The organism is Solilutibacter tolerans (assembly GCF_900155935.1).
GTDB lineage: Bacteria > Pseudomonadota > Gammaproteobacteria > Xanthomonadales > Xanthomonadaceae > Solilutibacter > Solilutibacter tolerans.
This window is the reverse complement of record NZ_FTLW01000005.1, coordinates 174,595-186,433: the sequence shown is the minus strand read 5'-3', so window position 1 is coordinate 186,433 and position 11,839 is coordinate 174,595. Positions and strand designations below refer to the sequence as shown.

The following is an 11,839-nucleotide window of genomic DNA, read 5'->3' as shown; positions in this document are numbered from 1 at the left end:
CTCGCCCCCCATTTCCGAAGCGACGGATGATCTGGATCGTCGCCGCCGCGATGGCGCTGGGGCTGCTCATTTTCCTCACTTTTATGATGACCCAGGACGGCCAGAAGCCTTTCTTCAATGCCGGCCCCAACACGGGCCATGTTGATGAGAACGGGCAAGTGCAAGTGTTCGAGCCGCTGCCCGCGCCGCTACCCGCTGGCGAAACGGGCGATGCAAGCCGCCTGCCCGAAATGGCGGATGTCGATTCGGGGCGTGCGTCGCCGCAGATCATCGAGCAACCGCGCCGTGCAACGGCACCTGCTGCGCCGAGCACGACCACGCCCACGCGACCTGCCCCGACAGTTTCCGCACCGACGCGCAGCACCGCCAGCAGCATGCCAGTCCCGACCAGCCAACCCGCTCCGCGCTATCCGCGCAACGCATTGCGTGCCGGCATTGAAGGCACCGTGCAAGTGCAAGTCGATGTCGGCCCTGATGGTGTGCCGACATCGGTCGCGCTCGCCTCCGGCAGTGGCAACCGCGAGCTGGATCGCGCCGCGATAGAAGCCGTGCGTCGTTGGCGCTTCCGCCCCGCGATGGCCAATGGCCAGCCCACGGTCGGCCGCGTCACCGTGCCGATCCAATTTTCGATGCGTGATTGATCATGACGCGCCCGCAGCGCCCTTACGTTGATCCGCCACGCAAGAGTGCCATGCCGGTGGTATGGCTGATGCTGATCATCGTCGTCTTGGCCATCCTGGCTGCGCTATGGAATTTGCTGCAGTAAACGTTCAGTTCGCTGCTTCAAGCCCCAAGCCCAGCCCACGCATCTGCGTATCGAAGCTGGGATAAGACGTGGCCACATTGTCGATGTCGCGGATTTGCACATCACCACCTGCCCGTTGAGCAAGCACGGCAAAGGCCATTGCAATGCGATGATCACCGAGGCTATCCACATCACCCCCACCAGCATTGCCGCCAACGATATCCGCGCCATCGTCGGTCTCGTGCACATCGATGCCGAGCGCACGCAACCCGTTAGCCATCGCGCTGATACGGTCGGACTCCTTCACACGCAGCTCGCTTGCACCACGCACGCGCGTGACGCCATCGGCGCAAGCGGCAGCGGCGAACAGCACGGGGAATTCATCGATCATGTCGGGCACAAGTGTCACCGGCACGTCGATGCCATGCAGCGGCGCATGCTGGATCAAGAGCGTGGCGATCTCACCCGTCGGGCCCGAACGCACGTTGTGGATGTCGATGTGCGCCCCCATCAAACGCAGTGCTTCAAGCAAACCCGTACGCCGCGGATCGATACCCACGTTCTCGATAATCAACTGCGATCCAGGCACTAGGGTCGCTGCGGTGATCGCGAACGCCGCGGAGGAAAAATCTCCAGGCACTTGCACCTCCGTCGCTCGCAGACGCTGTCCTCCCTTCAAACTCGCGAAACCTGGCCGGTAATCGATGTTGATGCCAAATGCGCGCAACATGCGTTCGGTGTAATCACGCGTGGGATGCGGCTCCGTCACCGAAGTCATGCCTTGTGCACGCAAGCCCGCCAACAACACGGCGGATTTGACCTGCGCACTTGCCACCGGACTGTCATAGTCGATACCGACCAAAGCCACTGCCGGGCTGATATGCAGTGGAGGCGTGCCACCTGCTTCGGTATCGATGCGAGCCCCCATCGAACACAGGGGGTCGGTAACCCGACGCATGGGCCTCTTGGACAAGGACTCATCACCCACGAGAGTCGATGCAAATGTTTGCGATGCGAACAAACCGGACAACAATCGCATTGCCGTCCCTGAGTTGCCGCAATCCAATTCGCAGCTGGGGGCAAGCAACCCATCGATACCCACGCCGTGAACGATGCGCACCCCATCCGAAGGCGCTTCGATACGCACACCCAGCTGGCTGAAGATGCGGGCTGTAGCACGCGTATCTTCGCCCTCCAGAAAACCGTCGATGCGAGACGTGCCGTCGGCGATCGAGGCCAGCATGATCGCGCGATGAGATACCGATTTGTCCCCCGGCACCTGAATGCGCCCCTGCACCGAGCCTGACGTGCGTGCGATCCAGTCAGCCATGGGATTTTTCCTTCAACGCATCCAATGCGGCGACAAGGCGCACATTCTCGTCTGCCCTGCCGACCGTGATTCGCAGGCAATGCGGCAAACCATAACCTGCCATCGGACGCAGTACGACGTCATGGGACAAGAGCTGTTGTTCGATGTTGGCCGTCTCTGGTCCGAACTCAACCAACAGGAAATTGGTTTGAGATGGCCAAACTTTCCAGCCTCGCGCGGAGAGCGCCGCACTCAGGACATCACGCTCACGACGCGTGGCATCCACATTGGATTTCAGATGCTTTTCATCCAGCAACGACGCCTCTGCAGCCGCCAATGCGGGGCCATTGACGTTGAAACTCTCGCGCACGCGCTCCATCACGGCCATCGCATTGGCATGCCCGAGTGCATAACCTGCGCGCAAACCCGCCAGTGCATGCGCTTTGCTGAATGTGCGAGTGACGATGAGGTTCGAATGCGTAGGCAACCAATCGATGGCACTTCGCCACTCGGGTGCATCGACATATTCCGCATAGGCCTCATCGACGATGACGATCACGTTCGCCGGTACTCGCTTGATGAATACATCAAAGGCATCAGCATCAAACCATGTGCCCGTCGGGTTGTTGGGGTTGGCGAGGTACACCAACTTGGTGCGGGCCGTGATCGCATTCGCCATCGCGTCGAGGTCGTGCCCTAGCGGCATCGCGGCATCGGGCGGAAGACTCTCGCTCAATACAAGCTTGGCACCCGCTGCCTGCACCGCCAATGCGTATACAGCGAAACCATGGCGAGATACCACGACTTCATCACCAGACCCGGCGAATACTTGCGCGAATTGCATCAACAATTCATGCGACCCATTGCCGAGCAATATTTGCGATGTCGTCACGCCGTGCTTCTTGGCCAACGCACGCTTCAAATCACCACCCAGCGGGTCTGGATAGCGGAACACTTCGTCCAATGCCGAACGAGCAGCTGCTATCGCCTTGGGCGACGGGCCATGGCTGTTTTCGTTCGAGCCAAGCTCGGTAAGCCCATCCACGGCTTCGCGACGCAGGGCAACCAAATCGTGCCCCGGGTCATACGCGCGCAAGCGTTGAATGCCTGATTTCGCCAGCGCATTGAAATCGACGACTTGGCTCACGGAATCGCTACCGGATATGCACCCAACAGACGTACTTTCTGGCCACTCGCCTGCATTTCCGCCAAGGCCGCGGACAGTGGCGCTTCTTCGGCATGTCCTTCGACATCGATGAAGAACGCGTACTCCCACAATCGGCCATGAGCGGGGCGCGACTCAATGCGGTTCATGCTGACGCCGTGACGTGCGAGCGGCTCAAGCACCTTGTAGAGAGCGCCGGGTTGGTCCTGCACGGTCACCAGGAGCGAGGTGCGATCGTGACCAGAGGGCGGGAACAATTCACGGCCAATCACAAGGAATCGCGTGGTGTTGTCGGGACGGTCCTCGATCGGCCCGGCAATCACCTTCAAGCCATATACATGACCGGCGTTCTTGCCGGCGATCGCCGCCGCATCATCGGCATTGCGCGCGCGGCGTGCGGCTTCGGCATTGCTGACCACGGCCTGTTTCTCGGCACCAGCAAGATGCTGACGCAACCAGCTGCGACACTGCGCCAACGACAAGGCATGCGAATACACACGCTCGACGTCTTCGATGTTGCCGGTGCGCGACATCAGGTACTGATGCACGCGCAACTCCACTTCACCGCAGATCATCAGCGGTGACGACAGGAACATGTCCAAGGTGGACTGGATGGTTCCCTGCCCCGAATTTTCCACCGGCACTACGCCAAAATCTGCATGGCCTGCAGCGACTTCATCGAACACTTCCTCGACACTCGCCAACGGCAATGCCTTGGCCGAATGGCCGAAGTGCTTGTACACCGCCTGTTGCGAGAACGTGCCCTCGGGTCCAAGGAAGCCGATACGCAGCGGCTCTTGTTGGGCGAGACAGGCTGACATGATTTCGCGGAACAGGCGTACCAGCACCTCATTGGCCAGCGGTCCATCGTTGCGGTCCACCACCTGGCGCAGTACTTGCGCCTCGCGTTCGGGGCGATAGTAATCGACTGCTGCGGCCAACTTGCCCTTGGCGCGTCCCACTTGCTGCGCCCAACGTGCACGCTCTGAAATCAATGCCTCTATCTGCCGATCGATGCCGTCGATCTCGGTGCGCACGGCGGCAAGATCGACACTCGACTTTGTCTTGGCCGGTGCAGCGGCTTTCTTCGCCGCGCCGTTTGCTGCGCCGGGCTTTTTGACCGCCGCTTTCTTCGCCACTTTGCGGGCGGGTTTCTTCTCAGCCATGACGCTGTGCAAACTCCTGCATGAAATCGATAAGCGCCCTGACCGCTGCATCCGGCAAAGCGTTGTAGAGCGAGGCACGCATGCCGCCGACGACTTTATGCCCTTTCAGGCCCATCAAGCCGCGCTCGCCTGCCTGACGCAGAAACTCGGCATCCAGCGTGGCATCGCGCAGGAAGAACGGCACATTCATTCGGGAGCGAACGGCAGGTGCCACTTCGTTGCGGTAGAAGCCCTCGCTACCGTCGATGGCGGCGTACAAGCGGGCTGCGCGCGAGGCGTTGCGATGACCGAACGCTTCGACACCACCTTCGTCCAACATCCAACGCAGGCACAGACCCAACAGATACCAGTTGAAGGTTGGCGGCGTGTTGAGCATCGAATCCCGCGCCATGTGCGAGGCATAGGTGAGGATGTCGGCGCGCGGCTGGCCTGCACGATTCAATAAATCGCGCCGGACGATCACCACGGTGATACCGGATGGCCCAAGGTTTTTCTGCGCACCCGCGTAAATCAGACCGTAATCACTGACATCGATGGGTTCGGACGCGATGCTAGAACTGAAATCGGCAAATACCGGCACATCCGCTTCGATCCGATCACGCAGCTCGACGCCATGGATGGTTTCGTTGGCCGTGACATGCAGATAAGCCGCATCCCCCGACAAACACCAATCAGCACGCGGTGGCACGCCTCGGTAGCCGTTGGCCTCGCCACTCGCCACGACGCGCGCATCCACGTAAGGGCGTGCCTGCTTGAGCGCGGTTTGACCCCAGTGGCCAGTGATCAGATAGTCCGCGACCTGTCCCGGGGCAGCCAGGTTGAGGGGGATGAGGGCTTGCTGCAACGTCGCCCCGCCCTGCAGGAACAGCACGGCGTAATCGTCAGGCACCGACAACAACCGGCGCAGGTCAGCCTCGGCTTGTGCGGCCATCTCGATAAAGGGTGCGCTGCGATGACTGATTTCCGCGATAGAGGCACCCATGCCCTGCCAATCCATCAGCTCGGCTTGCGCCTGGCGCAGGACAGGTTCCGGCAACGTGGCTGGGCCGGCACTGAAATTGAAGATGCGATGTGACATCGGGGCGATTCGAACAGGGGATGCCGCATCGCAACACAGCCAGCCACGCGAGGCAAGCTTCACCGATTATCTCAACCTGATTCGAGGTTGTTTGAGGTTATTTCACGCCGAACCAAAGCAGCGCGGCGAGGATCAAGGCACTGGCAATCGCAGCGATCAGCAGCCATGGCATACGCAAGCCGCGTCCCTCGCCATTGGTGGGCAGGCCCAAGGCTTCGCCCAGCGGACGCTCAATCGGTGCCTGCACCGGCTCATAGCCCGGGGATTCCACCAGGTATCGGCAGCCCGGTGCCAGCAATAGCTGGTCGCCAGACTCAAGCCAGGTATCGACCGCCGGCCAGCCATTGAGCCGGCAATCTCCGGCGTCCTTGTGCAGGCGCAGGTGCACGGCGTTTTCGCCCATCGGGACCAATTCGCCGATGCTGTGCGTGACGCCTTCGATGCGCAACCCGCCATCGCCGCCCATGCGCAGCGGCTTCTCCAACGCGACCGAGAGGCCGTGCACGCTGCCACCATGCCCGCGTAGCAACAAGCGCGCAGGCCGCGGCTCGCCCTCATTCGCCGGCTGCGCCACGCGTGGCTGCGGGTCGGCCAGCTGCATCTCCACCCCTTCAAAATGGATGGTGTCGCCAACATGCAGATGCGACAGACTTTGCACCGGGCGACCGTTCACGTGGACGCCGCGCACGCCTTCGGCGACATGCAGCCAAAGACCGCGTGCATCGCTGCAGAATTCAATGAGCGAACTGCCGCCACCCGGTGTGAGCATCAGCCCGCGCTCAAGGTCGGGATCGCGACACAGGCCATTCATGCCCGGCTGCAAAGGCAGATCCGGGTGCTCATGCCCTGGAAAACGCAGGATCGGTTGTTGGCTGGGCACGGTATTCACGGATGGCGATTCTTGCACATGCGACGGTGTTCACGGAATCACTGGCACAATCGCGCCTCCCGATTTTCGAATGAACCCCATGTCCGACATTGATATCCGCCATCCCAATCGCCTTGGCTTGCAACAGACCCGCGACGCCGTCGATCAAATCGCGCGCAAGTTGTCGGAGAAATTCGGCGTGGATTACCGGTGGGTGGATGATGCGCTCGATTTCGAACGCAGCGGCGTGCAAGGACGCATCGCACTGGATGACAAGGACGTCCATGTCACCGCCAAGCTCGGGTTCCTGTTGGCGGCGATGAAGGGCCCGATCGAGGCCGAGATCCGCCGCGTCCTGGCCGAAAAGCTGGGGCCCGCCGATTGAATCGGCAGGCTTGGCAAAAACCGGACAGCTGCCTATAATTTGCGCCTCTTCCGGGCGGTTAGCTCAGCGGTAGAGCGCCACCTTCACACGGTGGATGTCGCAGGTTCGATCCCTGCACCGCCCACCAGATTCGCAAAAAGCCGGCCGCGCGCCGGCTTTTTCGTGCGCGACAGATGCCCACCGCCACTCATGCAGGAGAGTCCGATGCGCTACTACCACAACCCCCGATGCTCAAAATCGCGGCAGGCGCTGGAATTGCTGCGCGAACGCGGCCACGCGCCAGAGCTCATCGCCTACATCGATACCCCCCCTGATGCGGCCACCTTGCGCAGATTGATCGACAAGCTGGGACTAGCTCCGCGCGCACTGCTGCGCACCGGCGAGCCCGCTTACGCAGAGCTGGGGCTGGATGATGCTTCACTCAGTGACGATGCACTCATCAACGCGATGGTCACACACCCGATCTTGATCGAGCGTCCCATTTTCGAGCACGGTGACCGTGCGGTAATTGGCCGCCCGCCCGAGCGCGTGCTGGCGCTGCTTTGAGCCAGATCTTTCTGAATTAGTAGGCTTTACTGAGTCGCATGGCCGCCACCATCGGCGGCGGTGCGAAGCTATCACTGCGCGCAGCTGGCCAATATTCGGTGAAGACAGCGTGCGGGTACGGTCCACCCTCCAGCAGTTGGCCCGGGCGTAGTCGCGCAAACAGGGCGTTATACGAGCGAATCTCGGTCGGCGATACCCGTCGAATGATGTGCTCAGGGCCCAGCTCTTGCGGATGCTGAAGCCCTGCCGCACAGAGGAGATCGTGCAGCGCCTTTAGCGTGTTGGCATGGAAGGCCTGCACGCGTCCCGCCTTGTCTTCGATATCCAGCTTGCGCCAACGATCCGGGTTCTGCGTCGCAATGCCGGTCGGGCAATGATCGTTATGACAGCTCTGCGCCTGGATGCAGCCCAGCGAGAACATGAAGCCACGCGCAGCATTGCACCAGTCAGCACCAAGCGCCATGGTTCGGGCGATGTCGAACGCACTGACGATTTTGCCCGCGGCCCCCAAGCGGATTTTTTCGCGCAGACCAAGCCCAACCAAGGTGTTGTGCACCAGCTGCAGACCCTCATGCATCGGCACGCCGACATGATTGATGAACTCCGAAGGCGCCGCACCCGTGCCACCCTCCGCCCCATCAACCACGATGAAATCCGGCAGCAGGCCGGTTTCCTGCATGGCCTTAGCGATACCAAACCACTCCCATGGATGACCGATGGCCAGCTTGAAGCCGGCAGGCTTGCCGCCGGAGAGTTCACGCATTTTCGAGATGAACTGCAAAAGCTCCACCGGCGTGTTAAACACCGAATGGCGTGCCGGAGAAATACAGTCCTGACCCATGGGCACGCCACGCGCTTCACTGATTTCCTGCGTGACCTTGGCTGCAGGCAACATCCCGCCATGGCCGGGCTTGGCACCCTGCGACAACTTCAACTCGACCATCTTCACTTGCGGGTCGGATGCGTTCTGGGCGAAGCGTTCTTCGTTGAAGCTGCCATCGTCATTACGACAGCCGAAGTATCCGGAGCCGATTTCCCACACCAAATCGCCGCCATATTCACGGTGATACTGCGATATCGAACCTTCGCCGGTGTCATGCGAGAAGCCGCCGCGTTTCGCACCCCAATTGAGTGCACGTATCGCGTTCGCCGATAGGGAGCCGAAGCTCATCGCCGAAATGTTAAAGACACTGGCATCAAAAGGCTGCGCACAATCTGGCCCGATGACGATGCGATAGCTTTCGTCGCGATGCGGTGCCGGCGTGATCGAGTGGTTGATCCATTCGTAGCGGTCGCCATAGATATTCAGCTCGCTGCCGAAAGGCACGACGTCACTGACCGATTTCGCACGTTGATAGACCAAGGTGCGTTGCTCGCGCGAATACGGCACTTCCTCGGTGTCGCGCTCGATGAAGTACTGGCGAATCTCCGGCCCCACCGATTCCAGTCCGTAGCGGAAGTGGGCCAGGATGGGGTAATTGCGCCGCAGCGTGGTTTTTTTCTGCAACACGTCCCATGTGCCCAGTGCGGACAGCGCGCCAGCCACGGCCAACAACCACAGCCAATCACGATGGCCAGTGGCCACCATCATCAGGGCAAGGAGGAAGCCTGCAAGGCTGGCGAAATACAGCAGGTATCGCGACATCCGGTTCGATCCACGGCCTTGGGAAATGACGTGCCCGGAGTCGGGATCGAACCGACATATCCTTGCGGATGAGGGATTTTAAGTCCCTTGCGTCTACCAATTTCGCCATCCGGGCATGGCTGGCATCATCGCATGCGAGCGCGTGGGCAGGAAGCGAAGCCTCATGGTGCGCCCACAAAAAACCCCGGAGTTCCCGGGGTTAATTGATCGATGGAGGCCGAAGTCGGAATCGAACCGGCGTACACGGATTTGCAATCCGCTGCATAACCACTCTGCCATCCGGCCATCTAGTACATTGTTCCACAAACCTTGCTGCTCGTAAAACAAAAAACCCCGGAAAACCGGGGTTTTTCAACATTTGGAGCGGGAAAAGGGGCTCGAACCCTCGACCTCAACCTTGGCAAGGTTGCGCTCTACCAACTGAGCTATTCCCGCGTTGAGCCGTGAATTGTACTGGTGGTTTTCAGGCTGTCAACACTCGCCGTCGGTGTCGGTACAGACTTGCCTTCCGCTGCCCGCAAAACCGGCCATGCCGCGCGCAGATATTCGAATCCGGACCACAGGGTCAGAAGGGCTGCAGCGGCCAGCATCCAGTCACCGATGATGAACACCTCGCGGCCCATCCACAGCCAGGGTTCCGGCTCTTTGGATGGCGAATACAGAAGGCAGCCAATCGCCACCATCTGCACGATGGTCTTGATCTTGCCGAGGCTTTGCACCTTGACCTTGGCGCGCTGGCCGAGCTCGGCCATCCACTCTCGCAGCGCCGACACGGCGATCTCGCGGCCGACGATCACACCGGCCCAGCAGGCCATCCACGGGGTGGGATGCGCCTGCACGATCAGGAACAGCGCTGTCGATACCATCAACTTGTCGGCGACCGGGTCCAGGAAGGCGCCGAACGCAGAGTACTGGTGATAACGGCGCGCGATCCAGCCATCCAGCCAGTCGGTGAGCGATGCCAGCGCGAATACCAGCATCGCTGCCACGCTGGTCCATTTCCATGGGAGATAGAAAACCACCAGCAGCACCGGAATCATCAGGATCCGGGCCAAGGTGAGCATGGTGGGGATGGTCAATGTCATTTTCACGATGAGGCATTCTCGCCCAAACCATGCAATGCCGTGTAGATGCGTTCGGCCAATGACTGGTTGATGCCCTCGACACGGGCGATTTCGTCGATGCCTGCCGCCTTCAATCCCGACAAACCGCCGAAATGCTTCAGCAAACTGGCGCGCCTGCGTGGACCGATGCCTGGAATGTCTTCGACGCGGCTGGTACTGCGCGCCTTTTGCCTGCGACCACGATGGCCGGTGATGGCGAACCGATGCGCTTCATCGCGCACTTGCTGGATCAATTGCAGGCCCGGGGATTGCACACCGGGGGTCAACTCACGGCCGTCGGGCATCACCAACGTTTCGTGGCCAGCCTTGCGCTCGACGCCTTTGGCCACGCCCACCAGGCGCACACCATCGATACCCAGATCATCCAGAACTTGCTTTGCACGCCCCAACTGCCCTGCACCGCCATCGATCAACAGCAGGTCAGGCATCACGCCATCCTCTTCCACAGCACGACGGAAGCGACGTTCCAGGGCCTGCTGCATGGCGGCGTAGTCATCCCCCGGCTCGATACCGGCGATGTTGTAACGGCGGTACTGGCTACGCACGGCGCCCTCGCCGTCGAACACCACACAGGAGGCCACGGTCGCCTCGCCCATGGTGTGGCTGATGTCGAAACACTCGATGCGCGCAGGCGGCGCATCCAATTTCAGCATGTTCTGCAGGTCCGCAAGCCGCGCGGCCTGAGCAGCACGACTGGAGAGCTCCGTGGCCAGCGCGATCTCGGCATTGCGCTTGACCAGCTCGACATAGCCCGCTCGCTCGCCGCGCACGTTGTACTTGATTTGCACGCGCCGACCTGCGGACAGAGTGAAGGCTTCTTCCAGCATTTCGATATCGGGGATGACGCGATCCAGCACGATTTCGCGCGGCGCAGGTTGCTCGGCGTAGTATTGCGATACGAACGCACCCAGCACTTCCTCGGCGTTGTCTGCGCCATTCAATTTCGGGAAGTAACTGCGCGTGCCCAGGTTACGGCCATCGCGGAAGGACAGCAGCATCACGCAGGCCCGCCCACCTTCGATGGCACACGCAAGCACATCAAGATCAGCCGCATTGCCATCGACAAACTGGCGTGCTTGCACCGTGCGAATCGATGTCAGCAAGTCGCGAATGCGTGCTGCACGCTCAAAATTCAAGGCATGACTCGCCGCTTCCATGTCGCGTCCCAGCTCGGCGGTGAGTTCTTCGCTGCGGCCTTCCAGGAACATGGTCGCGCGACGCACGGCATCGGTGTATTCGGCTTCCTCCACCAGACCTACGCAGGGCGCACTGCATCGCCCGATCTGGTGCTGCAGGCAAGGCCGCGAACGATTACGAAACACGCTGTCCTCGCAATTGCGCAGCTGGAACAGCTTATGCATCAGGTTGAGCGTTTCGCGCACGGCGCCGACGCTCGGGTATGGTCCGAAATAACGGCCGGGCTGCGAACGAGCGCCGCGCTGGGCAGCGATACGCGGCCACTGCTCTCGCGTGATCAGCACATAGGGGTAACTCTTGTCGTCACGCAGCATCACATTGAAGCGCGGTTTCAGCGTCTTGATCAGCTGGTTTTCCAGCAGCAAGGCTTCGGCTGGCGTGCGTGTGACGGTGATTTCCATGCGCGCGATCTGCGCGACCATGGTGGCGATGCGGTGGCTCAGCGCCTTGCTGAAATAACTGGCGACGCGCTTTTTGAGCGATGCCGCCTTGCCCACATACAGGAGGCTTTCGTCGGCGGCGTACATGCGGTACACACCGGGCGCCGCGGTCAGCGCGCGGGCATAGGCCTTGCCATCGAACTCGGGTTGGTCGGGGGGGGCGGACACTTG

12 protein-coding genes and 4 tRNA genes are annotated in these 11,839 nt (G+C 60.9%); 5 read left to right on the top strand and 11 right to left on the bottom strand.

Annotated features, from left to right (window positions below):
* Positions 1-26: 26 nt before the first annotated feature.
* Positions 27-641 carry an energy transducer TonB gene (locus BW989_RS11215; RefSeq protein ID WP_076588297.1) on the top strand — a complete coding sequence of 205 codons (615 nt, stop codon included), beginning with the start codon at positions 27-29 and terminating at the stop codon, positions 639-641.
* A 2-nt stretch (positions 642-643) separates the two neighbouring features.
* Complete coding sequence (locus BW989_RS12895; protein WP_278245873.1) at positions 644-766, top strand: hypothetical protein; 123 nt, start codon at positions 644-646, stop codon at positions 764-766.
* A gap of 4 nt (positions 767-770) precedes the next feature.
* Here the strand turns inward: BW989_RS12895 and aroA are convergent, their stop codons facing one another.
* From aroA to BW989_RS11190, 5 genes are all read right to left on the bottom strand, one after another.
* Positions 771-2,075, bottom strand: coding sequence for a 3-phosphoshikimate 1-carboxyvinyltransferase (gene aroA / locus BW989_RS11210; protein ID WP_076588295.1), 1,305 nt, complete (start codon positions 2,073-2,075; stop codon positions 771-773).
* Positions 2,068-3,201 carry a histidinol-phosphate transaminase gene (gene hisC, locus BW989_RS11205; RefSeq protein ID WP_165688599.1) on the bottom strand — a complete coding sequence of 378 codons (1,134 nt, stop codon included), beginning with the start codon at positions 3,199-3,201 and terminating at the stop codon, positions 2,068-2,070. Before hisC ends, aroA begins: the two co-directional genes overlap by 8 nt.
* Positions 3,198-4,385, bottom strand: coding sequence for a prephenate dehydratase (gene pheA, locus BW989_RS11200; RefSeq protein WP_076588293.1), 1,188 nt, complete (start codon positions 4,383-4,385; stop codon positions 3,198-3,200). The genes hisC and pheA overlap by 4 nt, the downstream gene beginning before the upstream one ends.
* Positions 4,378-5,463 carry a 3-phosphoserine/phosphohydroxythreonine transaminase gene (gene serC / locus BW989_RS11195; protein ID WP_076588291.1) on the bottom strand — a complete coding sequence of 362 codons (1,086 nt, stop codon included), beginning with the start codon at positions 5,461-5,463 and terminating at the stop codon, positions 4,378-4,380. Before serC ends, pheA begins: the two co-directional genes overlap by 8 nt.
* A 97-nt stretch (positions 5,464-5,560) precedes the next feature.
* Positions 5,561-6,352: a hypothetical protein gene (locus BW989_RS11190; RefSeq protein WP_129582913.1), complete on the bottom strand. Its 792-nt coding sequence runs from the start codon at positions 6,350-6,352 to the stop codon at positions 5,561-5,563.
* A 79-nt stretch (positions 6,353-6,431) separates the two neighbouring features.
* Here BW989_RS11190 and BW989_RS11185 point away from each other — a divergent pair, with 79 nt between their 5' ends.
* The 3 genes from BW989_RS11185 to arsC all read left to right on the top strand — a co-directional run bounded on the left by BW989_RS11185 (position 6,432) and on the right by arsC (position 7,262).
* On the top strand, positions 6,432-6,716 hold the full coding sequence (locus tag BW989_RS11185; RefSeq protein ID WP_076588418.1) for a polyhydroxyalkanoic acid system family protein: 285 nt from the start codon (positions 6,432-6,434) through the stop codon (positions 6,714-6,716).
* A 52-nt stretch (positions 6,717-6,768) separates the two neighbouring features.
* A tRNA-Val gene (locus BW989_RS11180) sits at positions 6,769-6,843 on the top strand.
* A 77-nt stretch (positions 6,844-6,920) separates the two neighbouring features.
* Positions 6,921-7,262 carry an arsenate reductase (glutaredoxin) gene (arsC, locus tag BW989_RS11175; protein ID WP_076588287.1) on the top strand — a complete coding sequence of 114 codons (342 nt, stop codon included), beginning with the start codon at positions 6,921-6,923 and terminating at the stop codon, positions 7,260-7,262.
* A gap of 16 nt (positions 7,263-7,278) precedes the next feature.
* On the opposite strand, the gene BW989_RS11170 is transcribed toward arsC, so the two are convergent.
* The 6 genes from BW989_RS11170 to uvrC all read right to left on the bottom strand — a co-directional run bounded on the left by BW989_RS11170 (position 7,279) and on the right by uvrC (position 11,836).
* Positions 7,279-8,907, bottom strand: a complete 1,629-nt coding sequence (locus BW989_RS11170; protein ID WP_076588285.1) for an FMN-binding glutamate synthase family protein — start codon at positions 8,905-8,907, stop codon at positions 7,279-7,281.
* A gap of 31 nt (positions 8,908-8,938) precedes the next feature.
* A tRNA-Leu gene (locus BW989_RS11165) sits at positions 8,939-9,022 on the bottom strand.
* 96 nt (positions 9,023-9,118) lie between these two features.
* A tRNA-Cys gene (locus tag BW989_RS11160) sits at positions 9,119-9,192 on the bottom strand.
* 74 nt (positions 9,193-9,266) lie between these two features.
* Positions 9,267-9,342, bottom strand: a tRNA-Gly gene (locus tag BW989_RS11155).
* Positions 9,333-9,992 carry a CDP-diacylglycerol--glycerol-3-phosphate 3-phosphatidyltransferase gene (gene pgsA / locus BW989_RS11150; protein WP_076588283.1) on the bottom strand — a complete coding sequence of 220 codons (660 nt, stop codon included), beginning with the start codon at positions 9,990-9,992 and terminating at the stop codon, positions 9,333-9,335. Before pgsA ends, BW989_RS11155 begins: the two co-directional genes overlap by 10 nt.
* A 2-nt stretch (positions 9,993-9,994) precedes the next feature.
* A complete protein-coding gene (gene uvrC, locus BW989_RS11145; protein ID WP_076588281.1) occupies positions 9,995-11,836 on the bottom strand; it encodes an excinuclease ABC subunit UvrC in 1,842 nt (613 codons plus the stop codon).
* Positions 11,837-11,839: the final 3 nt, after the last annotated feature.